This is a genomic window from Pokkaliibacter plantistimulans (assembly GCF_003194385.1).
GTDB classification, from domain to species: domain Bacteria; phylum Pseudomonadota; class Gammaproteobacteria; order Pseudomonadales; family Balneatricaceae; genus Pokkaliibacter; species Pokkaliibacter plantistimulans.
Map to the genome: position 1 here is coordinate 14,902 of NZ_LAPT01000128.1, position 24,587 is coordinate 39,488.

General features: G+C 59.2%; 21 protein-coding genes. 9 read left to right on the plus strand and 12 right to left on the minus strand.

Translation table 11 applies throughout. The features are described 5' to 3' along the window. Positions 1-13: 13 nt before the first annotated feature. Together WH50_RS23010 and WH50_RS23015 are read right to left on the minus strand one after the other, a co-directional pair. Positions 14-253 carry an RNA-binding protein gene (locus WH50_RS23010; protein WP_110189541.1) on the minus strand — a complete coding sequence of 80 codons (240 nt, stop codon included), beginning with the start codon at positions 251-253 and terminating at the stop codon, positions 14-16. Continuing rightward, the gene (locus WH50_RS23015) at positions 250-2,571 is read right to left on the minus strand and encodes a DUF3141 domain-containing protein (protein WP_110189542.1); all 2,322 of its coding nucleotides are present in this window, start codon (positions 2,569-2,571) and stop codon (positions 250-252) included. The genes WH50_RS23010 and WH50_RS23015 overlap by 4 nt, the downstream gene beginning before the upstream one ends. A gap of 232 nt (positions 2,572-2,803) precedes the next feature. On the opposite strand from WH50_RS23015, the gene WH50_RS23020 reads away from it, so the two are divergent. Then, entirely contained in the window at positions 2,804-3,466 is a 663-nt protein-coding gene (locus tag WH50_RS23020; RefSeq protein WP_110189543.1) for a TetR/AcrR family transcriptional regulator, read from the plus strand. An 82-nt stretch (positions 3,467-3,548) separates the two neighbouring features. Here WH50_RS23020 and WH50_RS23025 read toward each other — a convergent pair whose 3' ends face one another. From WH50_RS23025 to WH50_RS23045, 5 genes are read right to left on the minus strand one after another with little or no spacing between them, the layout of a single operon-like run. After that, positions 3,549-5,420 carry an acyl-CoA synthetase gene (locus WH50_RS23025; RefSeq protein ID WP_110189544.1) on the minus strand — a complete coding sequence of 624 codons (1,872 nt, stop codon included), beginning with the start codon at positions 5,418-5,420 and terminating at the stop codon, positions 3,549-3,551. Next, positions 5,413-6,315: a 4Fe-4S dicluster domain-containing protein gene (locus WH50_RS23030; protein ID WP_110189545.1), complete on the minus strand. Its 903-nt coding sequence runs from the start codon at positions 6,313-6,315 to the stop codon at positions 5,413-5,415. Before WH50_RS23030 ends, WH50_RS23025 begins: the two co-directional genes overlap by 8 nt. Before the next feature lie 2 nt (positions 6,316-6,317). Continuing rightward, complete coding sequence (locus WH50_RS23035) at positions 6,318-7,283, minus strand: fumarylacetoacetate hydrolase family protein (RefSeq protein ID WP_110189546.1); 966 nt, start codon at positions 7,281-7,283, stop codon at positions 6,318-6,320. Between the two features lie 10 nt (positions 7,284-7,293). Continuing rightward, positions 7,294-8,460 (minus strand): VOC family protein, encoded by a 1,167-nt coding sequence (locus WH50_RS23040; RefSeq protein ID WP_110189547.1) that lies wholly within the window; start codon positions 8,458-8,460, stop codon positions 7,294-7,296. Beyond that, a complete protein-coding gene (locus tag WH50_RS23045; RefSeq protein ID WP_110189548.1) occupies positions 8,448-11,420 on the minus strand; it encodes a molybdopterin-dependent oxidoreductase in 2,973 nt (990 codons plus the stop codon). Before WH50_RS23045 ends, WH50_RS23040 begins: the two co-directional genes overlap by 13 nt. Positions 11,421-11,575: 155 nt before the next feature. On the opposite strand from WH50_RS23045, the gene WH50_RS23050 reads away from it, so the two are divergent. Next, on the plus strand, positions 11,576-12,967 hold the full coding sequence (locus tag WH50_RS23050) for an OmpP1/FadL family transporter (protein ID WP_133251412.1): 1,392 nt from the start codon (positions 11,576-11,578) through the stop codon (positions 12,965-12,967). A gap of 166 nt (positions 12,968-13,133) precedes the next feature. On the opposite strand, the gene WH50_RS23055 is transcribed toward WH50_RS23050, so the two are convergent. After that, complete coding sequence (locus tag WH50_RS23055) at positions 13,134-13,592, minus strand: Lrp/AsnC family transcriptional regulator (RefSeq protein ID WP_110189550.1); 459 nt, start codon at positions 13,590-13,592, stop codon at positions 13,134-13,136. Between the two features lie 200 nt (positions 13,593-13,792). On the opposite strand from WH50_RS23055, the gene ctlX reads away from it, so the two are divergent. The 6 genes from ctlX to WH50_RS23080 all read left to right on the plus strand — a co-directional run bounded on the left by ctlX (position 13,793) and on the right by WH50_RS23080 (position 18,814). After that, entirely contained in the window at positions 13,793-14,770 is a 978-nt protein-coding gene (gene ctlX / locus WH50_RS23060; protein ID WP_110189551.1) for a citrulline utilization hydrolase CtlX, read from the plus strand. Next, positions 14,767-15,795: an arginine N-succinyltransferase gene (astA, locus tag WH50_RS23065; protein ID WP_110189552.1), complete on the plus strand. Its 1,029-nt coding sequence runs from the start codon at positions 14,767-14,769 to the stop codon at positions 15,793-15,795. Before ctlX ends, astA begins: the two co-directional genes overlap by 4 nt. Positions 15,796-16,119: 324 nt before the next feature. Further along, entirely contained in the window at positions 16,120-16,281 is a 162-nt protein-coding gene (locus WH50_RS26455) for a hypothetical protein (RefSeq protein WP_165838533.1), read from the plus strand. Then, positions 16,278-17,021, plus strand: a complete 744-nt coding sequence (locus WH50_RS23070; RefSeq protein ID WP_110189553.1) for a metal ABC transporter ATP-binding protein — start codon at positions 16,278-16,280, stop codon at positions 17,019-17,021. The genes WH50_RS26455 and WH50_RS23070 overlap by 4 nt, the downstream gene beginning before the upstream one ends. Continuing rightward, complete coding sequence (locus WH50_RS23075; RefSeq protein ID WP_110189554.1) at positions 17,018-17,893, plus strand: metal ABC transporter permease; 876 nt, start codon at positions 17,018-17,020, stop codon at positions 17,891-17,893. The genes WH50_RS23070 and WH50_RS23075 overlap by 4 nt, the downstream gene beginning before the upstream one ends. A 12-nt stretch (positions 17,894-17,905) precedes the next feature. Next, entirely contained in the window at positions 17,906-18,814 is a 909-nt protein-coding gene (locus WH50_RS23080) for a metal ABC transporter solute-binding protein, Zn/Mn family (protein WP_243410240.1), read from the plus strand. 80 nt (positions 18,815-18,894) lie between these two features. On the opposite strand, the gene benD is transcribed toward WH50_RS23080, so the two are convergent. From benD to WH50_RS23100, 4 genes are all read right to left on the minus strand, one after another. Next, the gene (benD, locus tag WH50_RS23085) at positions 18,895-19,692 is read right to left on the minus strand and encodes a benzoate diol dehydrogenase BenD (protein WP_110189555.1); all 798 of its coding nucleotides are present in this window, start codon (positions 19,690-19,692) and stop codon (positions 18,895-18,897) included. Beyond that, complete coding sequence (benC, locus tag WH50_RS23090) at positions 19,689-20,717, minus strand: benzoate 1,2-dioxygenase electron transfer component BenC (RefSeq protein WP_110189556.1); 1,029 nt, start codon at positions 20,715-20,717, stop codon at positions 19,689-19,691. The genes benD and benC overlap by 4 nt, the downstream gene beginning before the upstream one ends. A 236-nt stretch (positions 20,718-20,953) precedes the next feature. After that, positions 20,954-21,436, minus strand: a complete 483-nt coding sequence (benB, locus tag WH50_RS23095) for a benzoate 1,2-dioxygenase small subunit (protein ID WP_279305958.1) — start codon at positions 21,434-21,436, stop codon at positions 20,954-20,956. Between the two features lie 2 nt (positions 21,437-21,438). Next, positions 21,439-22,824: a Rieske 2Fe-2S domain-containing protein gene (locus WH50_RS23100; RefSeq protein WP_110189557.1), complete on the minus strand. Its 1,386-nt coding sequence runs from the start codon at positions 22,822-22,824 to the stop codon at positions 21,439-21,441. A gap of 556 nt (positions 22,825-23,380) precedes the next feature. On the opposite strand from WH50_RS23100, the gene WH50_RS23105 reads away from it, so the two are divergent. Next, positions 23,381-24,280 carry a LysR family transcriptional regulator gene (locus WH50_RS23105; RefSeq protein WP_104154516.1) on the plus strand — a complete coding sequence of 300 codons (900 nt, stop codon included), beginning with the start codon at positions 23,381-23,383 and terminating at the stop codon, positions 24,278-24,280. Positions 24,281-24,587: the final 307 nt, after the last annotated feature.

Sequence of the window (24,587 nt, forward strand, 5' to 3'; positions counted from 1 at the left end):
GTTCAATTCCAGGCTAGTCTTTGTCCCACAGCGGAACCCAGGCACGCAACTGGGTATCCAGACGTACCTGAGCGCAGATGCGCGCCGCCAGGAAGTTGGCTTGTGCACGGGAAATGTCCATCTCCACGATGGCAATTGCATGATCCGCATAGCGGACCATATCTATCCGCTGGATCGGCGCATATCCACCGTAGTCGCGACGGATATCGTCGGCGCTGATGTCAACGGCCAACCCTTCAATGATGATCTTCATCCTTCCACCTCTTCAACTACTGCAGGCTGTTGTCGAGTCCCCTGGCCCAGCACATCGCTGTCCAGTACGGCATTGATACGTTTGAGCATGGCTCGCTGTTGCCGGCTAGGCGGCGTTGATTGCACTCGCGGGTCGGCCAGCACCTGTTGCAGCAACGCCAGCAACCGCTGGCGGTCTTGTGGATCGCGCAGCAACACCGGCAAGGTGGCAATGGCTCGGGTCGGAGCAAAGCGGGCGATCAGCTCTTGCTCGCCACCGATGCGGCGCAGCTCATCCGCCGGCAGGCCTGGCAGCCAGTCCTGATAGTCAGTAATCAGCTCCTGCGCCAGCTGCAACCGTGACAGTGGCAGCGGCTCATCGCGGTGGCCAAGCAAGTACGCGACCCGCGCCAGTGCCTGGGCATAACCGCCCATCTCGATTCGGGCTAGCGCCTGCTTCACCACCGGCAACTCCCGTGGGGCAGGCTGCACTTCAGGCATCACTGCAGGCTGTCCATCTTCCCCCGCTGCCAGCAGGCAACCATACAGGGTGAAGAAGTAGGCCTCACTCCAGGCATCGCGCAGAGACTTGTAGCCGTCAAGCAACGCACTCAGCATTTCTGCTCCCTGAGCTTCCACGGCATGCAGTGCGGTTTTCGGCGGCAACGGCTGACGCTGGGCGCGTACTGCCGTGGCGGCAGAGGGCAACCACCCCAGCCAGGGGTTGAGATCAGACAGTAGCCAGCGCTGGCTGCGCAGTGGATGCCACATCCGCCCCAGCTCCGCTGACTGAGGTGTGGCCAGCGCCTTTACCCACGGGCGGGCAAAGCGCTCATAGAGCTGTTGGTTGACAGACGCAATCTCGGCAGCCACCTGAAAGGGCTTCTCATCCTGACGCTGATACCGGTTCAGGCGGGCGCTGACTTCCTCCAGTCGCAACGGCTCCAGGCTGACCTCATAGCGGGCCGCCTCCCCCGCCAGCGTATGAATTTGCATGCCGTATAGCCCAGGCGGCAGGGCCTCAATAGCCTCCAGAACCGACGCCAGCTGCTGGCCTTCTTTATTGGCTACCTTGCCAGACACAAAGATACCCAGATGCCCCACATCCTCATGCATCAGACCAACGATCACCTGGCCGCGCGCCTTGATTTCTTCGGTACTGCCAAAGACATCACTCACCCAGTTGAAGGCCTGCTGCGGCGGTGTGATGTTGTCCCCTGCCGAGGCAAACACCACGATAGGGGAGGTAATGTTGCGCACATCCAGCGCCTGCGAATCCCCCTCAACCGCGCCAGACCACAGGTTATTGCCGACGAACAGCTTCTGCGTAATCCACTCGATTTCTCCGCCGTTGAGCAGATAGTAGCCCCCCCACCAGCGTTCGAATTCGAGAAAACGCTGCGCCTCGCCCTCAATATTGGCCAGCACCTTGTAGTACTTGTCGCAGAAGGTATTGGCCGGGTTAAGGTTTTCAAAATTCTGCACCAGCCAGGCACCATCAAAGACGCCTGCACCAAGATCGGCACACAGCGAAGCCAGCCAGGTGCCGCCCAGCAGCCCTCCGGCATAACGCATCGGATTGTCACCCGCCCCTTCACTCCAGGCTCCGCCCCAGTAGGACATCGGTGCACCGATGATCAGCACCGGACCCACTGCCTCAGGGTTGCCCGCCGCCAGCATCATCGATGCCCAGCCCGCCTGACAGTTGCCAACGACACCGGGCTTCGGCGCTTCCGGATGCAGTGCGCGCACATGGCGCACAAACTCACATTCAGCCTGACTGATGTCAGCGATGGTCTGCCCTGCCTCGGGGTGGGGAAAGAAGATCACGAAGTACACCGGATGGCCGCCCTGCAAGGCTACCCCAACCTGAGAATCTGCCTTAAAGCCACCGATGCCGGGGCCATGGCCACCACGCGGATCAATGATGACGTAAGGGCGTCGCCGTGGGTCAATGCTCACCCCCGGTGGTGGCAGGATGCGTAGCAGGGCATAGTTGACCGGCCGCTCGAACTGCCTGCCGTCCATGATCATCTCGTAGTCGAAGTGCAGCACAGGCGGCAAACCCTGACGCTCATGTTCAATAAAGTTGTTGCCACGCTGGCGCAGAATGTCCCAGAACAATACCGTGCGCTGCGCCAGATCCACCCCATAGTGGCAGCTCTCCACGGCCAGTGATGTGGGCACCAGCTTGCTCAACTCAAGCAGCGACTGCTCTGTGGCCTGGCGCCAGCGCGTCGCCAGGCGCTCCACAGCCAGTCCACTGCGATGCAGCAAAACATGACTTATTTCCTCGGGTAAGCTGGGCGCAGGTACAGTACTGCGGGTGCTCTCAAACATTGCCTGACTCCTTTGCGCTAAGCAGATTCCAGCCAGTAACACATACCGCCTGAGAGGGCTTGGCCAGAGATGTGGGAAGGATCAGCAGACGGGCGAACCATACTGCTTTGCACCATAATCAGCCCTTGACTGAGAATTTACGTTGAGCTGGCGCACGTCAAACTGACAAAAATGTTCATTTCAGTTAAGGTCTAGCCTCCAACAGGACAGCTAGCAGCCAAGGACCCTCGTTATGACCACAGACCACCGGAACGAACCCGAAAATCACCGCACCCGTGTCGGCAAGCAACGCCGCGAACGCACCCGGCAGAAAATCGTTGAGGCCGCCCTGCGGGTGTTCGCCCGTATGGGCACTGACTCCCCGATGATTGAAGACTTTATCGCTGAGGCCAGCATTTCCCGCGGCACCTTCTATAACCACTTCAACACCACCGCCGAACTGCTGCAGGCCACCGTTGAATGGCTGAGTGCCGACATCATGGAATCCATCGAGACCGAGCTGGGCACGCAGGACAATGCCCTGCTACGCCTGACGGTGGGCCTGCGTTTCTGGCTGGGTAAGGCTGAACAAGACCCCACCTGGGCCGCCTTCGTGGCCCGCCCAGAGTTCATCAAGGAACTGCAATTTGAGCCGGTGCGCCGCGACCTGCGCCAGGGCCAACAGGCCGGGCTGTTCCACTTTCCCAGTGAGCACGTGGCCTTCGACCTGCTGGCAGGTACGCTGATCCTGGCCATGCGCAGCTACGTCGATGGCCAGGTGCCTGCCGACTACACCAACGCCATTATCCGCGTCGTTTTGCAGGGGCTGGGCGTCAGTGAGGCGAACATCAATCTCGCTCTGGCTCAGCCACAGCCTTCCATGCGCCGCCCGCCAGTCAGCATGCCATCGTGTTAACCGGGCATCGCGATAGCCACGCATCGGTGGGGAATATGGACAGATCGTCCATACCGATGCGCGACCTCGCCTCAGTACCGTGTCAGTCCGACTCTGCCAGCTCGTAGTACAGACTGAAGCCCGCCATCACTTCTTTGACCGCTTCCACCAGCTGTTGCCGCAACGGCAGCGGTGCCATCAGCACAATCTTCACCTGCATACCGTGCAACGGATGGGAGCCGACCAGTACCTGCCAGTCGCTGGCCTGTTGCAGGCAGGGTGCCAGCAACGTGCTCAGCACCCGGCGGGTGGCGTCATAACGCAGTTGCGGTTTGAACAGCTTGCCAACGGCGGTCTGCGGCAGGCTGTCGACCACATAGATCTCGCCCGGTGCGGCGGCGCGCTCTGGTATTACCCGGCGGGCATAATCAATCAGTTCTCCGGCGCTGACCTGCTGTCCATCGCGTAGCACCACATAGGCCACCGGCAACTCGCCGGCGTAGGGATCGGGCTTACCGACCGCCGCCGCCATCTGTACCGCCGGATGCCGCATCAGAGCCTCTTCGATCACCGCCGGATCAATATTGTGGCCACCACGGATAATCAATTCCTTCAGACGCCCGGTCAGCCACAGGTAGCCGTCGGCATCGCGACGTGCCATATCGCCGGTGTTGAGCCAGTTTCCGTCCAGCCACAACTTCTGGTTGGCCTCTGGTTGCAGATAGCCAGGAAAAATATTAGGACCACGGGCCACCAGTACGCCGATTTCATCCACCTCACAGTCGCGCACATAGACGCCATGATCATCAACAATGACCGGCTTCAGCTGCTGATAGGGAATGGGCAAGCCAATGGAGCCCGGACGCCGCTCGCCGTCACGGGGGTTGATGGCGCTGATGCAGGTGCCCTCGGTCAGGCCATAGCCTTCGAGTATGCGAATGCCGGTGGCCTGCTCAAACTGCTGGATCAGGGCCACCGGCATGGGGGCAGCGCCACAGAGACCAAAACGCAGCGAGGACAGATCAGCCTCTCCCCGAGGTATCGCCATCAGCGCTGCATAGACCGTGGGCACCGCCGAGAAGGTGGTGATCTGGAATCGCTCTACCAGCCGCCAGAACTGCTCAAGCAGGGCACGATTGCGGTAACCCAGCGGCCCCGCCAGTAACACCTGTGCCCCGGCCATAAAGGCCGTCAGTCCGGTGACTACCACGCCATTGACGTGAAACAGCGGCAAGCCACACAGCAGGGTATCGTCCGGGCCAAGATCGACCAGCAGGCCACCGCAACAGGCGTTGGCTAACTGATTACCATGGCGGTGCTGAGCCACCTTGGGCATACCGGTAGTCCCGCCGGTATGGAAATAGGCACACAGATCGTCACGGCTAAACTGGCGGCCACTCAGCAACTGCTCAGCAGGCTGACGTTGCAGCTCGGCATCAAAAGATAACGTCCCCTCCGGGGGCTGCGCTTCACCCACCAGCAGCACCGCTCGTAATGAAGGAACCTTATCAAGCAACGGCTGTACTTTGTGCCATAGCTCCGGCCCGGCACTGGGGCCCAGCGTCACCAGCACTTTGCATGAGACCTCGTTCAGCAGTGCGGCAATCTGTTCACTTTCCAGCAACGGGTTGATGGCATTAACGATGCCCGCCGCCTGCCCGCCCCAGAGGGTGAAATGCGTCTGCGGCAGGTTCGGTAATAAATAAGACACCACGTCGCCGGTGCCCACCTCCAGGCTATGGAACAGGTTGGCGGTACGGGTGATCTGGGCAAACAGCTCGGCATAAGTGAAGGTCACAGCGGCTTCGTCAGCCAGCCCCTGTGGCAGAAAGTGCAGAGCGATCTGTTCAGGCCATCGCTGAGCGGCTCGCCTGAATACGTCATAGGTGGACTCCAGCCCCTGCAGTCGCTGCGACAGCGGGGTGGCTTCAAGATGTTCAATATCAGCCAGGGTACGGATCACAGTATCAGACATGGTGCGACTCCTCCGGGGTCACAGGGGATACGGAGATGGCACCAGGGCTGACTGTCGTCAGGCGCAGGGCGCCCATATAGACACTGGCCTCCCTCAGTTCAACATCAAGGCTGACTGGGCAGGTTGCAGCGTGCTCAATGTCCAGGCGATAGCGGCCACTGTTGCGGGCCAGACCACTGAAGCGAAAGTCGCCAAAGTCGTCACTGTGAGTTTCCCCCAGCGTATGACCATCGCGACTCAGCCTCACTCTGGCACCCGCCACACACTCACTGTGGCACTGTTCACCAGTAAACAGACTGCCTCCGATAAAACAGTGGGTGTAGCTGGTCAGATGACGGTAATAGACTCGTGGCTGGGTACGCAGCTCAGGTTGCAGCACCTGCAGCTGGTCCTGCTTGACCTGCTCCTGCATCTCGGCATCGGTCAGCTGCACCGCCTGCATAGCGCCGGTCGGGCAAGCCTGTACACAGCGTGGCTGATGCCAGCCCTGATCCAGCAGATGAGCATCGAAGATCCAGATTTGCGGCAATTCAAGCTCCGCATTCCAGTGCACGGCTCCGTAGGGGCAGGCGTCCACCAGATCTTTGCGGCCTTTGGCCAGCTGCGGATCAAAAATCACGATGCCGTCTTGGCGTTTGACCACGGCCCCTCGCCCGGCGGCGACACAGGGAGCGTTGTCGCAGTGATTGCACAGGGTCGGCAGATGGGCGGTGGCGACCATCGGTGGCTGCCCCTCGGCACGACTGCGAATGCGAATCCAGGCCCCATCATGACGGGGCTGCGGCGCCGTATAACCATGGAAGGTATTGCCTACATGCTCATCCTGATTGGTGAGGACACAGTTCCCGCAATTGTGGCAACGATCCACATCGATGATCAGGTTCCATTTCTTCATGGTTATCGCTCCTGCAGGATCTGATGACGCTGCTCGCCCAGATCCAGCGCCCCATCATCACTGCGAATGGTAGCCACCATTTCATCACCCGGCTTCAGGTAACGGGGGTTACGCAACTGCGCCTTGATATATACCGACCACTTGCGCCGCTCTGACAGCAGCGCCTTAAGCGCCCACAGTAACACCTTGTTCTTTGGCGCCTTGGCGGCGCAGCCTGCTGGAGTGCCGGTAGCCAGCAGATCGCCGGGGGCCAGATCCTGAATGGCCGACAGTTCGGTCAGCGTTTGCTCGGGGTGGTAGATCATTTCCCGGCAGTAGCTGTCCTGACGTATATCCGTGTTGACGGACAGGCGCAGGTGCAGTTCGCCCAGCTTGCGCCATTCATCTGCTGAAGGTATCACCAGGTAGGGCCCAACCGGCGAGAAGGTGCGATAGCTCTTGCCCTTGTAGAACTGTACTTGAGGCAGCTGTACATCGCGGGCACTGATGTCATTCACCATGGTCAGTCCCACCGCATACTCATGCAGATTCTGCTTATTCACCTGTACCGGGCCGCTGATATGACGGCCAATGACCACCCCCAGCTCCAGCTCGTAGTCGAGCAGGTGCACATGGCTGGGCCGGATGATGCTGCCGCGTGCAGCAGTAATGGAAGACGGCGCCTTGGTGAACAGGGTGTTAAATGGCAGTTTGGCCGGGTCCATACCCGATTCGCGCACGTGGCATTTGTAGTTGAGCCCCTGACACAGAAACTGCTGATTGCTGGTGATGGGCGACAGCAGGGTTAGTTCCGACAGCCGGTACTGTGCATCGGCCGGAAGCAGAGTACGGGCACGCGGCAAACCCTGCTCGATAAACTCCCCTGTGGTGGCATAACGTTCGGCAAGCGGTGCCACCTTGTCAGCAAATACAACCCCCCAGGCAGGCTCAGCACCAGCATGACTAAAACGAACAACGGTAAGTGCCATTACAAATTCCTCACTTCATCCAGGGGCGGGCCGGTGCCGACAGGGCAGCGCCCATTTGCTTGAGTCGTGCCAGACTGAGTTTGCCACTGCACAGCAGACGGATAGCACGCCAGACGGTAATCAAATTGGGCTTGGGCAACATGTGGGGCGGTACATCATCGCCCCACATCCATACACCCGCGGCATTCATCGGGCTGTAGCGCGGTGCGTAATCGGCAGTAAACACATCGCCATCAGCATAATGCTCATGCTCCGCGCCATAGGGGTCGAACCAGTAATCAAACAGCTGACTGCCGAGGGAGTGACGACCAATCCCCCAGGCATGCTTCCAGTTTCTGGAACGCAGAAACTGGGAACTCTGCCCGAGGGCATCGAGGTCCTGCACCTCGTAGGCACTGTGCTCGTAACTGTTGGTCAGACCACCTGCAATCACCACACTGTGGTGGTCGGCAGGCTCGCTACCCCTGTCAAAGCGGAAAAAGATCAAGTTAGGAGACCCGTCAGGCAGGTACAGCACATCCGTTGGCAACAAGCCAAAATGACGCATATACCACTCGGTCAGGCCAGCAAAATCGGTCGTCTGAAATACCACATGGCCCAGCCTGGCAACCTTGGCCGGACCGAAGGAGGGTCGAACCGTGGCATTGACCCGTGGGGTGGCTGTCGGCGTATTGGTCGGTAAGCGGGGCTCCTGCTCAATCATGCAGGAGCTATGCTGCCGACCGGCCAGAACCCATACCTCATGCCCCAGAGGATCGGTCAGCAGCACTGCCTGACCGCCGCCGGGAATATCAAGCTTGCTGATACGACGTGCCCCCGCCTGCTTAACCAACACGTCCAGCCCGCTGCTCTCGCGCAGTTCGAAGCCCACGCCGATAAATCGGGCCTGTTGTCCTCGTCGTACCACATAGCAGCAGGCTTCACTGGCACTGGCGCGCAGGTACAGGGCATCGGCATCACGACGAATCACTTGCAGACCAAAGTCGAGCAGGAAACGCTCACTCTTATCCAGATCAGGCCGCTCGAAGATCAGAAATGCCAGGGCATCGGCCTTAACCAACGCGGGCGGCCGCCGAACCGGCTGGACAAAGTCAGGGCGCTGCGGCTCCGGCCATTCGGGCAGAACCGAAGGAAATGGCTTGTCATCTGTATTGCTGTTGTTATTCAGACTGGACATGCGGAAGTCTCCATCCATTTTTCTAATTGCACCAGGCAGCTACTGGACGCCATGCCGGAACTGCCCTTGACGATGGGTCGTGGCGAGGTCAGCAGATTGACGCAACCGCCACGGTCGATAGTGCCGCCCTTGCCATCGGCAATGGGGTCGTATACTGCGCTGGACTCAAACGCTTTGAGGATGCCGGGCGCAATCAACGGAGTGATGTCGGCCGCACAGAGCACTGCCCCGCGCTCATTGAACACCCGCACCAGATCATGCTGGCCAATGCCGCGTGCGGCAGCGTCCTGGGGGCTGATGCGCAATGGCCAGTAGTGATAGCCCTGCTTCAGGATCCGGTGGTCGCCGAGGTCGTCAATAAAACTGCCCTTGCCATCGCTGTAGGTGTGGAAGCTGTAGCGTGGATGGCTGGACAGCAGCTGCAGTGGGTAGCGCTCAAAGCGCTCGCCTGCTGCTGGCCCTTCCGGCGACGACAGATAGTGATTGAGCGCCTGCCGCTCGGGGTTGTCTTCGCCAGCGCGCCGCAGGGTCTGGGACACAAACTCCAGCTTGCCGGACGGCGTTTGCAGCCCCTTGCCGAAGGTATCGGCGTACTGCGAAGGCAGGGGCAGCGGCTCTGGCACATCCTTCGGCCGGTCTTCGGCAAACCAGCGGAAATAAGCTGGCTCACGCTGAGCCTCGGAAGCGGGCGGCACGACGAAATAGCCCTTTTTAAGAAAAGCCTGCCAGCTGATATGGTTAGGCAGGTCGGAGGAGTCGAATACCCGCTTGCACCAGTCCAGCTCACTGCAGCCTTCTGAGAACACTGCCCCCAGCCCCAGACGCTGGAGAATCTCCAGAAAGATCTGGTAGTCCGATTTGGACTCGCCAAGCGGTTCGATGCACTTATGCTGCATCACGATCATGCGGTGATTGAGCTGTTCCTGAATATGGTGACCGTAAGCCCCGGCACCAGCCCACTCACCAATATCCCAGCGCTCCAGCATGGTACAGGCAGGCAGAATGATGTCAGCAAACAGGGTCTCACCCTCATGCCAGATCGACTGGTTAACCACGAACTCCAGCGACTCATGACGATAGGCCTCAACCATGCGCTGGGAATTGGCCATGGTGCCAAAGGATGAAGCACCGTAGCGGTACAGCATGTGTACCCGCGAATGCCCCGGTAACGGGTAGTGGAACGGTACAAACTGCGCCTCCAGCGAGACGCCGTCCCAGCTGTAGCCGGTGCTGTGACCGTCAATGATGGCATCCGCCAGCTTCTGCCGTGGAATCATCTGCTTGATCGGATTCATGCTCAGCACATGGGGCATGCGGTTGTAGTTGCTGATGGCGGCAGCGGTCCAATGCAGATCACCGGAGATGCCCCCCTCGGCATAGCCGGGGAAATAGAAGGTCATGTCCAGCGGTGTGGCCGCCTGCAGGTTGCCGAAATTGATACCCGGTTTGCCCCAGCCCTGCATAGCCATCAGCAGAATCATCGAACGGGCCCACTGAGTGCCCGTGGGATTGCGCCCGGCTCCGCCGAGGCCCTGGCCGCCGCCGCCGGCCGCCAGATAAGTCTTGCGTGCGGCCCAGCGCCGCGCCAGCGCCCGCACTTCGCGGGCGGCGACGCCGGTCTCGGCTTCCTGCCACTCCGGAGTCTTGGCTACCCCGTCAGTTTCTCCCAGCAGGTAGGCACGCCACTCCTCGAACCCGGTGGTTCGGGTAGCAACGTAGTCGTGGTCATACAGATTTTCGTTCACCCACACATTCATGATCGCCAGCGCCAGTGCCGAGTCACTGCCAGGACGCAGCGGCATCCAGCGGCCACCGAGCAACTGTGCGGTGGGGTTGTAATGCGGATCGATATGGATGAAGTCGATACCCAGCTCTTTGGCCCACAGACGGCGTTCGGTGCCTTCGAATCCGGCGTAACAGCCACTGGTGGTCTCCGGGTCACTGGACCAGAACACGATCTGCTCGCATTCTTTCAGGCAGTCTTCTACCAGTCCGTAACCGCCCGGCGTTCCCAGGCGCATGCTATTGCCGTAGTGATGTTGTGCACCCCAGTACCAGCCTTCCCAGCTGTCGGGATTGAGGTGTACGCGGGTGTAGCCGATCAGGTTGCCAAAACGCTGTAATGCCGAAAGGTAGTAGCCGACATTGCCCCACTGATGGTGGGAGCTGTGATAGATGGCTATCGCCCCAGGCCCATGCTCACGCTTCATCCGCTTGATTTCAGCGGAGACAATATCCAGCGCTTCCTCCCAGCTGATGCGCTCATAGCCGGAGATACCCCGGGTGTGAGGATTGCGCTGACCATTCGGATCAAAGTCAACCCGCTTCATTGGGTACAACAGCCGGTTTTTGGCATCCACCATTGAACGCAGTGCCAGCGCATGAGGGCTGACAGTGGCTATACGCCGTGGGCTGAAACGACGGCCACGGGCATGGATGGTCCAGCTGGCGGCATCGTCACGCTGCAGGTCAATCGGTGTGGTACGCACGATACGGCCATCTTTGACATAGACAAACAACGGGCCGCCATTGGTGTTGGTGGTATAGCGCACAGTGCCGTCGCGCTGTGCCTGCCCCATGGTCAGTGAGGCGGTCTGCAAGCGGTTGAGCAACTGCATAAACCACACCACCAGCGCATCTTCACCCGCCACCGTGACTTTGAAGTGCTTGGCCGCGTGCACGATCTTGGCCTGATCCGCTGGCGGCTTGACGAACTCCAGTGCGGTAGTCACGTCGTGAAAGGCGATGCTGACATCGGCAGCGGGATGAAGACCTGCTGCCGAAATGACCTTGCCATCTCGCAGGCAGTAATGCCGGGCGATGCTGCCATCCTTCAGGCGTATCTGTGCAATCAGATTGCGCGATTTCAGTTGTTTGCGGAATTCGGGACTGCGAAGGGCTGTCAGTCGAATCGCCGCTGTCAGCCCGAATAGAATGCTTTTCAACAGCGTACGTTTCATGGAGACCTCGTTGTTGTCGTTATTGTGCTGCTTCCTCCGGTAATCCTCATTAAAATAAACTCAAATGTCAACTTGACATATATGTTTAATATGATGAGATAGCACAACGGTAACACAACAAAAACAAGTGAGAGGTAACCGAGGTGAAGCAGCGCATGATGAGGATGAGCCTGACGCTACTGACAACGGCAGGCATGACAATGCAGACCGCCCATGCGGCGGGGTATCAGTTCGATGTACAGGGCGTCAAAGCTCAGGGCAGCGCCAATGCCAACGCCGCCGAGGCGGCTGATCCATCAACGATTTTCTATAATCCGGCGGGTTTGACCCTGTTGGATGGTACCCAGATGGTAATGGGAGCCACTGCTGTGGTTCCGCATTCGACGTTTCACTACGACAGCGTCACGACGGCGACAGGCCAAGAAGCTTCACCTGTCGACGGCGGTGGTAGCTATGCTAAAGAGGCGGCGATACCCCACGGCTACATTTCTCATAAGCTCAATGAGGATCTGACCGTCGGTGTGGGCGTTTTTGTTCCTTTCGGTGCAAAAATCAGCTACGACGATCAGTTCGCCGGGCGTTACTACGGTGAGTCAATTGACTTCAAGTCGCTGGCAATCAACCCGTCGCTGGGCTATCGACTGAATGAGCGACACAGTATTGGTTTGGGCGTCAGCGCTCAGTACCTGGATGTCAAACTGGACAATAGTCTCGAAACCTCATCGATAGCCTATGGCAGTTGTCTGGCCGGTGGCGGCACGTCGGCTCTCTGTTCTGCAGCCGCTATGGGGTATACCGGGCAGCCCGATATTCGCGCCCATATTACCGGCACCGACTGGGGCTACGGCTACAATCTTGGTTATCTGTATACTCCGAGCGCCGATACCCGCATCGGCTTGGCTTATCGCTCGCACATTGCACAGAAACTGGAAGGGCGGGCAAGCTACCGAGTATCCAGTACACTCCCCGGTGGTTCGTCGTCCCCCTTGAACGGGGGGATTTATACCGCCATGGCAGACAGCGACTCGACCACCTATGTCACCACACCAGAGACCATTTCGCTGAATGCCTATCACCAGCTCAGCGCACAGTGGGCAATCATGGGTGACGTGACCTGGAACCGACAAAGCCGGATGCAACAGATACAAATAAACATGCCCACGGCACAAATTCCCGAACGCAAGATCACCTACAAAACGGCCTGGCACAACAGCTGGCGCGCCTCCGTCGGTGCCCGCTATCAGTTTGACTCACAGTGGACTCTGCGTGCGGGCTACATGTACGACCAAACCCCGGTCACTGATGCCAGCTATGCCCTGACAGTACTTCCAGATGCCAGTCGCCAACTGTTTTCCGTTGGCGCCAGCTACCGTATCGACGCCCGCAATAGTATCGATCTGGCTTACAGCTATCTGAAATTACACTCAGCGACTGTGAACCGTAGCGATGATGACTATGACAGTAGCAATGGCACCCCCGGCACGCTGCAAGGTAGCTACCACACCCATATGAACTTGTTCGGCTTGGGTTACGTGCACCAGTTTTGATTAACAGGCTTTCCCACCATCGCCTTAACGAAGAGGAACAGACACACGACACAGACAGCAGATAGTGGTCAGACTTGGACGAGTAAAGCGCTTTTGAATTTTCCTTTGGCAATCTAGCCAGCCCGACTGCCCACCTGCAGGTCGGGCTTTTTTCTCCTGCATTCGCTCACTTCACCTTCTGCATTTCCGGCACGCTGACGATGCGCTCGATGCGCAGGCTTTCATCTGCCAGCCAGACGTTACTGAGCTGGTGATAGGCGGTCATGTCGTTACAGCGCAGCCGCAGGATGTAATCAAAGGTTCCACTGACCAGCCAGCAGTCGAGCACATCCGCCCGCCGTGCCACTTCGGCCTCGAAAGCACATTGCGCCGCCCGCCCGCTCTGGGTTTTCAGCGCCACCTGCAATTGCAGAATCAGCCCTTTGGGTTCAGGCGTAATGCTGATCTGAGCGCTGTAGCCGCGGATGATGCCTGCCCGCTCCAGCTTGCGTACCCGCTCCTGACAGGGCCGCGGCGTCAGGTTGATCTGCTCCGCCAGCCGCTGATAGCTGATCCGCCCGTCACGCTGCAGGATGTCGAGAATCTTCTGATCAATACGGTCCAACTTGATGGCACTGTCCGTCATGGCTTGTCCTGCGCTCGTGCTGGTGAAAATACGGGTGACCGCGACAGCCCGCCCCGTCTGCCCCGCAGCGGAATCCGCTGTACTTCAACCTGAGTTTGCCGAAAACCGGCCCTCTGCCACGCCCAATACGGCCGGTTTCCCCGCCGGGGTTTGCGCACAATGGCGGCAGTTCGATAACGCTTTCGCAGGAGTCCCGAGGAATGCCCGTCTCAGCCCCTCATTCAGCCGTATTGCGCCCGCTGAGTGACCCGCAAACCACTCATCAGGTGCTGATGGTGCGACCTGCGCGCTTCACCGCCAACCCGGAAACCCTGAGCAGCAACGCATTTCAGCACCCCGCCGGGGATGCTGTCATGGTGCAGGTCTCGGCGCTGGAAGAGTTTGACGCCTACGCAGAACAACTGCGCCACGCCGGTATCGAGGTGACCGTGGTAGAGGATAGCCACGAGCCGCACACGCCCGATTCGATCTTCCCCAACAACTGGTTCAGCACCCACGCCGACGGCACGCTGGTGCTCTATCCGATGGCGGCGGCCAATCGCCGTCTGGAGCGGCGCCCGGCCATTATCGGGCAGCTGCAGCAGCAGTTTCAGGTGCACAGCGTGCTCGATCTCAGCCCCTTTGAGCTGCAGGGCAAGTATCTGGAAGGCACCGGCTCGCTGGTGCTGGACCGCCAGCAGCGCATCGCTTACCTCTGTGCGTCGTCGCGCAGCCATCAGCAGGTGCTGCAGCTGTACTGCGAGGCACTGGGTTACCGCGCCTGCTGGTTCAATGCCACCGATGCCGCAGGCAAGGCGATTTATCACACTAATGTGATGATGAATGTCGGCAGCCAGCTGGCGGTGGTCTGTCTGGAGGCCATTGGCAACGCCGGGCAGCAGGCCATGTTGCGACGCACGCTGGAAGACAGCGGCAAGACCCTGTTGCCCATCAGTCTGGCGCAGAATGCCCACTTCGCAGGCAACATGCTGGAGCTGCGCAATCAGCAGGGCGCGCCGGTGTTTGCCCTGTCGCGCCGGGCATGGCAGTCCCTCAATCCGCTGCAGCAGCAGCGGCTGGCAGAACAGGGTGAGCTGGTGATCGCCACACTGGATACCATCGAAACCCAGGGCGGCGGCGGTGCCCGCTGCATGCTGGCAGAACTCTTCCTCACCCGCCGCGAAGGAGCTGCAGCATGATGTTCGTTCGCCCTGTTGATCGCGGTGATATGCAGGCATTGCTGGCGCTGGCCCGCAAGACCGGCGTCGGCTTTACCTCCCTGCAGCCGGATGAGAACAAGATCCGCGAGCGGCTGTTACGGGCCGAAGCCACGCTGCGTGGGGAGCTGGAGCCCGCCGATCAGGGTTATCTGTTTGCGCTGGAAGACAGCGCCAGCGGCAAGGTGGTGGGGATCTGCGGTATTGAGGTCGCGGTGGGCCTGAAGGAACCCTGGTACAACTTCCGCCTCGGTAAACTGAGCCAGATGTCGCGTGAGCTGGGGGTCAACCAGCAGCTGGACGTGCTGTTTCTGTCCAACGACCATGCCGGTTACAGTGAACTCTGTACTCTCTTCCTCGACCCGGACTGGCGCCACAGCCGTAATGGTCAGCTGCTGTCGAAGTCGCGCCTGTTGTTTATCGCTGCGTTTCGCCAGCGCTTTGCCCGCAAGCTGGTGGCAGAAATGCGCGGTGTGTCCGATGAGCAGGGCAATTCGCCCTTCTGGGAAGGCGTCGGTCGCCACTTCTTCAATATCGACTTTGCCCGCGCCGACTACCTGACCGGCATCGGTGAAAAGACCTTTATTGCCGAGCTGATGCCGCGCTTTCCGGTGTATATCCCGTTACTGGTCAGCAGCGCCCAGCAGGCTATCGGCAAGGTCCATCCTCACACCGCTCCGGCCCGCGCCATGCTGGAAGCCGAAGGTCTGCGCTACGAAGGCTATGTGGATATCTTCGATGGCGGGGCCACGCTGGAAGCCTATATCGACGAACTGCGCATCGTCCGCGACAGCCGTCTGTATCGCTGTGAGCACCGCGACGACGTGGCATTTGCCACTGCCACTCAGCCTTATCTGCTGAGTAATGATGCCGGGCTTGGCTTCCGCGCTATTCAGGCCGAGTTGCCGGTGAGCGTTGAGGTGCTGCCGCTGACCTCCTCCCAGTTACTGGCGCTGGGTGTTGAGCCGGGTGCCATGGTCAGAAGTGTGCCGCTCAGCCCGTGCTGAGAAGCAGCCAATTGATATAACGACAGAGCACTTTGAATACATTCACGATCTGTGGCGCATCGGGTAGCCTACCTGTCCGGTGCGTTTTTTTCTTCGCGGCCCTCGTGCCCATTCACCCTCCCTGACCCCGTTTCTGCGACACACTGCCCCTCCACAACTCGTCAGCTCTTCAGCTCTTCAGCTCTTCAGCTCTTCAGCTCTTCAGCTCTTCAGCTCTTCAGCTCAGCACGACTGTGGCAACTTCCTTGTTTGTGCACGCCCATTGCTGATAGTGTTATGTCATAACATTTTATTCAATTTATATTTGTCACCTGCGAGTTGTCCATGTCGTTACTTTCCCTGTCGCGCTTTTCCCTATCGCGGTTTCCCCTATCGCTGTTTTCAGCCTCACCACTAGGCTGGTCCAGCGCACGCCGTCTGTTGCTGGCCAATGCGCTGCTGGCTGTACTGTGGCTGCTGGTCGCCTGGGCGGTCAGCCTGCCATGAGTGCGTTAGTTCTCGATGACATCACCGTCGCCTATCAGCGCCATCCGGCGGTGCACCATATCAGCGGTGAATTCGCCAGCGGCAGCCTGACGGCCATTGCAGGGCCCAACGGCGCAGGCAAGTCCACCCTGCTGAAAGCCATTATGGGCGAAGTGCCGCTGGCCAGTGGCCGTATCCGCTACGGCCAGTATCAGCAGCGCGATATTGGCTATCTGCCACAGGCAGCGGCCATCGACCGGCAGTTCCCACTGACTGTGGCGGACACCGTGATCATGGGAGCCTGGCGCACACTGGGCGTCCACCGCGCGGTAACGCAGGACGTGGCTGCACAGGCGCGCAACGCCCTGCAGGCCGTGGGGCTGGCCGGTTTTGAACAGCGCCCGATCGGTTCGCTGTCGGCAGGCCAGTTCCAGCGCGTGCTGTTTGCTCGCCTGCTGCTGCAGGATGCGCCGATTGTGGTGCTGGATGAGCCTTTCACCGCCATCGACAGCCGCACCACCCACGATTTGCTGCAGGTGATCCTCAGCTGGCATCAGCAGGGCCGCACCGTCATCGCGGTACTGCATGACTTCGAGCAGGTCCGTCAGCACTTCCCTTCCACCCTGCTGCTGGCACGGGAAATCATTGGCTGGGGGGATACATCCGCCGTGATGAGCCGCGATAACCTGACCCGCGCCAAAGCCATGGCCGAAGCCTGGGATGAAGGGGCCGACGTCTGCCAGCCGGAGGTATCGGCATGAGCCTGCACGAGCTGCTGATTTCACCCTTTGCTGATTACGGCTTTATGCGCCGTGCGCTGGTCGCCACGCTGGCACTGGGTCTGGGCGCGGCCCCTATCGGGGTATTGCTGATGCTTCGCCGCATGAGTCTGGTGGGGGACGCCATGAGCCATGCCGTACTGCCCGGCGCGGCGCTGGGTTTCATGTTTGCCGGTGGCCTGTCACTGCTGTGGATGGGACTGGGGGCGCTGATTGCCGGGTTGCTGGTCGCGGTGCTGTCAGGCGTTATCAGCCGTACCACGGTACTGAAGGAGGATGCCTCCTTTGCCAGTTTCTATCTGGTGTCGCTGGCCCTCGGCGTACTGCTGATCTCCCTGCGCGGCTCCAATATCGATCTGCTGCATGTGCTGTTCGGCACCATTCTGGCCATCGACAGTCAGGCGCTGTGTCTGATTGCCGGCATCACCAGCCTGACACTGCTGGTGCTGGCGGTGGTCTATCGCCCGCTGGTTATGGAGTGTTTCGACCCCGGCTTCCTGCGTGCGGTGGGCGGTCGCGGCCCCTGGTATCACCTGCTGTTTCTGCTGCTGGTGGTGGTGCTCAATCTGGTGGCCGGTTTTCAGACCCTCGGCACCCTGATGGCCGTCGGCATGATGATGCTGCCAGCGGTGATTGCCCAGCTGTGGGCGCGCACGCTGGGGTCAATGCTGCTGATTGCCACCCTGTCCGCGGTGCTGTCGGGCTACCTTGGGCTGCTGCTGTCTTATCACCTGAATCTGGCCTCCGGCCCCTGCATCATCCTGACCGCAGCCCTGCTGTACGGCCTGTCGCTGCTGCTCGCTCCCGCTGGTGCCCTGCGCCGCTTCTTTCCTCTTCCCCACCTGCGTAACTGATGGAGTTTCGTTATGTCCAAACCCTTGCTGATGCTTTCCACTGGCCTGCTGTATTCAGCACTTGCGCTGACCAGCCAGAGCACACTGGCGGCCACGTCGGCGCCGGAAATTAAAGTGGTTGCGAGCTTTTCCATTCTGGCCGATGTGGTCAGGCAGGTCGGCGGCAGCCATGTGCAGGTCACCAGTCTGGTGCCTGCCAATGGTGATCCCCATGAGTTCGAGCCTTCCCCCGCCGATGCCAAAGCGCTGAAAGAGGCCCGAGTCACCTTCCTCAGCGGTGAAGGTCTGGAAAACTGGTTCAGCCGTCTGGCCAAAGCCTCGGGCAGCAACCAGCAGCCAGTGGTGGTGTCCGATGGCCTGACGACCCATACCTTTGAAGAAGACGGCAAACAGGTTACCGACCCCCACGTGTGGAATAGCATTCCCAACGTGCTGCACTGGGTCAGCCATATCGAGCAGGCGCTGGCCAAGGCGGATCCAGCGGATGCCGCCGACTACAAGGCCAATGCCGAGCGCTATAGTGCACAGCTGAAAACGCTGGATGGGCAGATTCGTGCCGAGCTGGGCACCATTCCGGTAGACAAGCGCAAGGTGCTGACCAGCCATGATGCCTTCGGCTATTACAGCCTGGAGTACGGTGTGAGCTTCCTGTCGCCACTGGGCCTGTCGACCGAGACCGAAGCCTCCGCCAGCGAAGTCGCCCAACTGATCGAACAGATCAGGCAGGATGGCATCAAGGTGTACTTCTTCGAGAACTCCAACGATCCCCGCCTGATCAGGCAGATTGCCGATGCTACCGGTGCCCAGCCGGGCGGCGAGCTGTATCCGGAATCGCTGTCAGATGCAGCGGGCCCGGCCCCCAGCTATCTGAAAATGATGAGCTACAACACCGAGCAGATTCTGAAAGCACTGAAACCGTAAACGCAAAAAGCCATCGCCGAACACCCCGGTTCAACGATGGCTTTGCACCGTCTGCCTGTTATCACTCCGGCAGAGCAGGTTTAACCCAGGTCACCACCGGCCACCGGCAGGATCGTCCCGGTGATATAGCTGGCATCGTCCGAGGCCAGAAACAGAATGGCGGCGGCCTGCTCATCCAGCGTACCGTAGCGGTGCATCAGGCTGGTCTGTACGGTCTGGTCGATCAGCTGCTGATACCACTGTTGCTCCTGTGCCGTCGGCACCTCGTTGTTGCGCGGAGTCAGGCGCGGCGGCGCTTCGGTGCCACCGGGCGCAGTGGCGTTGACGCGAATGCCGTACTCAGCGTACTCAAATGCCAGTGCTACGGTCAGCGCATTGACGCCGCCCTTGGCCGCCGCATAGGGCACGCGGTTGACGCCACGGGTCGCCACCGAGGAGACATTGACGATGGCACCGCCCTGCTGCACCAGCATCAGGGGTAAGACGGCCCGGCAGCACCAGAGGGTGGGGAACAGCGAACGCCGCACTTCCTTCTCGATCTGCTCCGGCTGGTAATGCTCATAAGGTTTGGCCCAGATGGTGCCGCCAATGTTGTTGATCAGCACATCCAACCGGCCGAAACACGCTTTGGCCTGCGTCATGATGTCGCTGGCCCCTTCCCAGGTTTCCAGATCCGCTTGCAGCGCCAGCACCTCGCAGCCCTGTTGCTGTAACTGGTCAGCGACGGTGTGAATATGATCGGCCCGATCCACCAGCACCAGACGGGCACCCTCACTGGCCGCCCGTTCGGCACTGCGCAGGCCGATACCCTGCGCGGCACCGGTAATCATCATGACCTTGTCGGTAAAACGGGGGCGGTAACTGAGGGAACGGGTCATGCGATTTTCTCCTGCAGCGGGGCAGCACTGGCGGCAAACTTCTCGTAGTGGAAGGAGGCAGGCTGAATCCCCTGCTGACGGAACCAGCCGGTGACCGCATCCACCATCGGCGGTGGACCGCAGAGATAGACATCCACCGCGCCGTCATTGAGGGCAGCGCCTTCCATATACTGGGTGACGTAGCCCTTGCGCGGGTGGTCGCTGTCGGCATCCGCCACGCAGGTGGCATAGCTGAACCAGCCATACTGCGCGGCCATGGCTTCCAGTGCATCGACACAGACCAGATCTATATCGCGGGTGACGCCGTAGATCAGGTGCACCGGCTGCTCACAACCCTGCTCCGCCAGCAGTTTCAGCATCGCCAGAAACGGCGCCAGCCCGGTTCCCCCCGCCAGCATCAGTACCGGGCGCTGCACCGGGCGCAAATAGAAGCTGCCCATCGGCCCGGTCAGCGTCAGCTGATCACCCACTCTGGCCCGCTCACTGAGATAGCCGCTCATCAGCCCGCCGGGCACATTGCGAATCAGAAAGCTCAGCTCAACACTGCCGGGCCGGGAGCTGAAAGAATAGGCCCGCATGCCCTGACTGCCGGGCACCTGAATGCTGACGTACTGACCGGGCAGAAACGCCACTGGCTTTTCTGCCTGAATAAACAGCTCCAGCGTAGTGGCCGAGGGGGCGTTAACCGCCGTGACCGTACCGGCGAAAGGCTCCGGGGCCGTCTTGCACAGGGTGGATGCAGCAGGGACGGCGACTACGCAATCTGATGACGGCACCATCTGGCAGGTCAGCACCTTGCCTGCGGCGGCTTCGTCTTCAGTCAGGGCGTCTTCCAGATACTCTTCACCCATGTCGAACTGACCCTGCTCGCAGTGGCATTTGCAGGTGCCGCAGACGCCATCGGAGCAGTCCATGGGCAGATTGATCTTATGGCGATACGCCGCATCCAGTACGGTTTCGCCAGCGTTACAGGCAATGAAACGGGTCACCCCGTCCTCGAAATTGAGAGCAATGGTGTAGCTCATGATACGGCTCCCCCGGCATGGTGCTGCTCACCGGCTTGGCAGTGCAGCAGCAACAGCTGTGTGATTGGTGTGTGAGGTGCAGGTGCTCTCACTTAACAGTCTGTTGAAAAACGTTATCGAGGCAGCCGAGACAAGGAAAAAACAGGCGAAAAAGCGGAGTTTAGTGGACTAAATGAGCATTTTGAGCCTGTTTTTGACGCGGTATTCGGCAACGCAGATAGATTTTCAACGACCTGTTAAAACTGATAGATATCGATGACCTGATGGATGTAGTCGTTGTTCAGCACCACCTTCTTGCGCCTGATCAGCGGCTCACCGCCACTGAGGTCGAGGGTGTAGAAGGAGGTGCCGAAAAAGCTGCTGGTCTGCCGGTAACGATGGCTGAGGGTATGCCAGTTGAAACGCAGCTGGATCTGCTGGGCGTCGGCCGCCAGCACTTCCAGATTACTGATCTGATGGGTGGTACGCGGCTCCGGCATGGTGGCACCGGAGCGCTCGGTCTTGATGCGGTAGACGCGGTCTTCCAAGCCATCCCGATTGGGATAGAACACCAGTGAGATTTCACTGTGCGGGTCCGAGGTCAGCTGGTCATCGTCGTCCCAGGCGGGCATCCAGAATTCGACCTCGGGGTGATAGCAGGCCAGCCACTGATCCCACTCGCGGTCATCCAGCAGGCGTGCCTCGCGGTAGATGAAGGCCTGAATATCCTGATAGTTCATGCTCATACCTCCTCACCGCGGGTGGGCTCGCTGTCTGTGGCAATCAGCCGGCTGCGTTCGCTGGCAATGGCCTGCAGCATCTCATCGCGCCAGTGCAGGTGGTGGTGCACATACAGCCCTTCATCTTCCGGGCAGGCGCCGCTCATCAGCGGTTTCAGATCAATAGACCGGGCGTCTTCATCGGCACCGTCAATCCAGTGCACTGCCCCACGGCTCATGTCATTCCACGACAGGCCCGCAGCGCTGTAGCCCTGCTGACAGCCGCGGAACTCTTCCAGATCATCCGGTGTGCCCATGCCACTGACGTTAAAGAAGTCTTCGTACTGGCGGATGCGGCGACGGCGGTTCTCTGCCGACTCCCCTTTGGGCGCGAAGCAATAGATGGTGATTTCCGTCTTATCGACAGATAGCGGACGCAGCACCCGGATCTGGGTGGAGAACTGGTCCATCAGGTAGACATTGGGATACAGGCACAGGTTGCGGGTCTGGTTGACCATCAGGTCAGCGCGGGCTTCGCCGAAGGTCTGCTGCAGGCGTTCGCGCTGGCTATAGACCGGCCGCACGCTGGGGTTGAGCAGACGGGTCCACAGCATCATGTGGCCGTTTTCAAAGGAGTAGAACCCTCCCTTTGCCGACCAGCTGCGGGCATCCACTGCTTCGGTGCCGCCCTTGTCATAATTGCGGTGGCCCATGGTCGACAGATAATTCCAGTGCACCGTGCCAACATGATAGCCATCGGCGCCGTTCTCCGCCGTCAGCTTCCAGTTTCCGTCATAGGTGTAGGATGAGCTGCCGCGCAGAATCTCCAGACCTTCGGGTGCCTGATCAACAATGTTGTCGATCACCTTGGTGGATTCGCCCAGATACTCTGTCAGCGGCATCACATCGGGATTGAGGCTGCCGAACAGAAAGCCGCGGTATGACTCGAAGCGTGCAACCCGTTTGAGATCGTGGGAGCCATCGGTGTTGAAGCTTTCAGGGTAGCCGCCTTTCTTCTGGTCGCGCGCCTTGAGCAGCTTGCCACCGTTGTTGAAGGTCCAGCCATGGAAGGGGCAGGTGAAAGAGGTCTTGTTGCCGCGCTTGTGACGGCACAGAGTGGCGCCGCGATGAGAGCAAGTGTTGAGCAGCGCATTGAGCTGGCCCTTGGCGTCACGGGTAATGACCACTGGCTGACGGCCAATATGGGTGGTGAAGTAATCGCCGTTGTCGGCAATCTGACTTTCGTGAGCCAGATAGACCCAGTTGCCCTCGAAGATGTATTTCATCTCCAGCTCAAACAGTGCCTGATCGGTGAAAATGGCCCGGTTGCAGCGGTAAATCCCCTGCTCAGCATCGGCCACGACGGCACTGCGTACGCGCTCTTGCAATTGATCGAGTTGCTGTTGCATAACTCTCTCCTTTCTCTGCATATTGCAATGATTATATTTTTTCTATTGCACTATCGGAGCAGCACTTATTTGAGCAGGCAATTAAACGCAATTAGCTTTTAATATCGCCAATAATTCACACGTTAATTTCGAGCAATAGTGGCTCATGCCTGTCTTTATATGGCACGGCATTATTACCTGATTAATGTGGTGTTATTTACCCTGACTCTGGCCGATCCGCTTGCGGCAAACCTTCATCTGCACCATGAATTCATTGAGGTGCCGCCTTTGCAGGCTGGCAGGCTTCATTTGCGGGTAATAAATTGGAAGGGCGTATCACGGTCATGACGCTATCCTCTTTGATTATTGTTATTCACGGCGAATACAGGTATAACGACTGGCAACAAAAATAATGATGAATTACTGCGCTTTAACTTTCCTACTCAAAGCGACACAAATTAAATTCTGCCATTTAATTCGCACCAGACTTTTATACCGAGACAGGTAAAACAATAAAATTAATACTCGCTGCCAACAAATATCGTTTTAGTAGGCAGCGATACCCGGAGGGTATGAGATGGAGTTACGTCATCTTCGCTACTTCTGTGCCGTTGCCGAAGAACTCAACCTGACCCGCGCCGCCGAGCGTCTGCATATCGCCCAGCCACCACTGACCCGGCAGATCCGTCAGCTCGAAGAAGAAATGGGGGTGCTGCTGTTCAACCGCGAAGCCCGCGGCTTAAGCCTGACACCGGCGGGGCAGTTCTTTCTGGAACGGGCACGGCAGATTCTGGCCAAGGTACAGGGCTCCATGGCCGATACCCGCAAGGTAGCAGCCCACGGTAAACGCATCTTCGCCATCGGCTTCGTGCCTTCGGTGTTCTATGGTCAGCTGCCGTCACTGATCAAGCGCTTGCGTCAGTGCGGTGATATCGAAATCGTGCTGCATGAAATGACCACGCAGGAGCAGGTCACCGCGCTGAAAACCGGCCGTATTGATATTGGCTTTGGTCGTCTGCGTATCGAAGACAACGAGGTGGATCAGGAGCTGCTGTTTGATGAACCCATCATTGCTGCGGTTCCGGCCGATCACCCTCTGGCCAGCACCCGGCCCACACTGACCGAGCTGGCCAAACACCCGCTGATCCTGTTCCCTTCCAACCCGGGGCGCAGCTTTGCCGACATTGTGCTCGGGCTGTTTCATCGGCGTTGCCTGAGCGTCAATGTCATCCAGCAGGTCAATGACCTGCAGACGGCCCTCGGGCTGGTCGCTTCCGATATGGGCTTTACCCTGGTGCCGGAGCAGGTCAAGCGGGTGCATCGCGATGGCATCGCCTTTATTCCGCTGGGCGAGAGCAATATCACCACGCCCATTATGTGCTGTCGCCGCAAGGAACCCGCCGGAGACATCATGCAGCTGGTCAATGAGATTCTGGAGGAGCTGGTGGATAACCGCCGCTCAGGGCGCTACCCATGAAAGCTGGTTTATGCCCAGTCAGAACGGATGGATATTCGGGAGCGGATTAGCAGGCTGTTGAAAAACGTTATCGAGGCCGCCGAGACAAGGAAAAAACAGGCGAAAAAGCGGAGTTTAGTGAACTAAATGAGCATTTGACTCGCTCCGCTCGCCCCTTCGGGGCCGTGCTAAAGCACGTTCAGCCTTTGGCTGTGAGCCTGTTTTTGACGCGGTATTCGGCAACGCAGATAGATTTTCAACGACCTGTTAAAACGCATCGCTACCGGACTACTCCAGCAACAATAAACCCTCTGGCAGGATGGCCTGA

Coding starts and splice junctions, on each gene's coding strand:
- WH50_RS23010 (WP_110189541.1), bottom strand. CDS start 253: ATGAAGATCATCATTGAAGGGTTGGCCGTTGACATCAGCGCCGACGAT.
- WH50_RS23075 (WP_110189554.1), top strand. CDS start 17,018: ATGAGCCTGCACGAGCTGCTGATTTCACCCTTTGCTGATTACGGCTTT.
- WH50_RS23105 (WP_104154516.1), top strand. CDS start 23,381: ATGGAGTTACGTCATCTTCGCTACTTCTGTGCCGTTGCCGAAGAACTC.
- WH50_RS23070 (WP_110189553.1), top strand. CDS start 16,278: ATGAGTGCGTTAGTTCTCGATGACATCACCGTCGCCTATCAGCGCCAT.
- WH50_RS23045 (WP_110189548.1), bottom strand. CDS start 11,420: ATGAAACGTACGCTGTTGAAAAGCATTCTATTCGGGCTGACAGCGGCG.
- ctlX (WP_110189551.1), top strand. CDS start 13,793: ATGCCCGTCTCAGCCCCTCATTCAGCCGTATTGCGCCCGCTGAGTGAC.
- benC (WP_110189556.1), bottom strand. CDS start 20,717: ATGAGCTACACCATTGCTCTCAATTTCGAGGACGGGGTGACCCGTTTC.
- WH50_RS23020 (WP_110189543.1), top strand. CDS start 2,804: ATGACCACAGACCACCGGAACGAACCCGAAAATCACCGCACCCGTGTC.
- WH50_RS23050 (WP_133251412.1), top strand. CDS start 11,576: ATGATGAGGATGAGCCTGACGCTACTGACAACGGCAGGCATGACAATG.
- WH50_RS23080 (WP_243410240.1), top strand. CDS start 17,906: ATGTCCAAACCCTTGCTGATGCTTTCCACTGGCCTGCTGTATTCAGCA.
- WH50_RS23015 (WP_110189542.1), bottom strand. CDS start 2,571: ATGTTTGAGAGCACCCGCAGTACTGTACCTGCGCCCAGCTTACCCGAG.
- benD (WP_110189555.1), bottom strand. CDS start 19,692: ATGACCCGTTCCCTCAGTTACCGCCCCCGTTTTACCGACAAGGTCATG.
- WH50_RS26455 (WP_165838533.1), top strand. CDS start 16,120: ATGTCGTTACTTTCCCTGTCGCGCTTTTCCCTATCGCGGTTTCCCCTA.
- WH50_RS23035 (WP_110189546.1), bottom strand. CDS start 7,283: ATGGCACTTACCGTTGTTCGTTTTAGTCATGCTGGTGCTGAGCCTGCC.
- WH50_RS23040 (WP_110189547.1), bottom strand. CDS start 8,460: ATGTCCAGTCTGAATAACAACAGCAATACAGATGACAAGCCATTTCCT.
- WH50_RS23100 (WP_110189557.1), bottom strand. CDS start 22,824: ATGCAACAGCAACTCGATCAATTGCAAGAGCGCGTACGCAGTGCCGTC.
- WH50_RS23025 (WP_110189544.1), bottom strand. CDS start 5,420: ATGTCTGATACTGTGATCCGTACCCTGGCTGATATTGAACATCTTGAA.
- WH50_RS23055 (WP_110189550.1), bottom strand. CDS start 13,592: ATGACGGACAGTGCCATCAAGTTGGACCGTATTGATCAGAAGATTCTC.
- benB (WP_279305958.1), bottom strand. CDS start 21,436: ATGAACTATCAGGATATTCAGGCCTTCATCTACCGCGAGGCACGCCTG.
- astA (WP_110189552.1), top strand. CDS start 14,767: ATGATGTTCGTTCGCCCTGTTGATCGCGGTGATATGCAGGCATTGCTG.
- WH50_RS23030 (WP_110189545.1), bottom strand. CDS start 6,315: ATGAAGAAATGGAACCTGATCATCGATGTGGATCGTTGCCACAATTGC.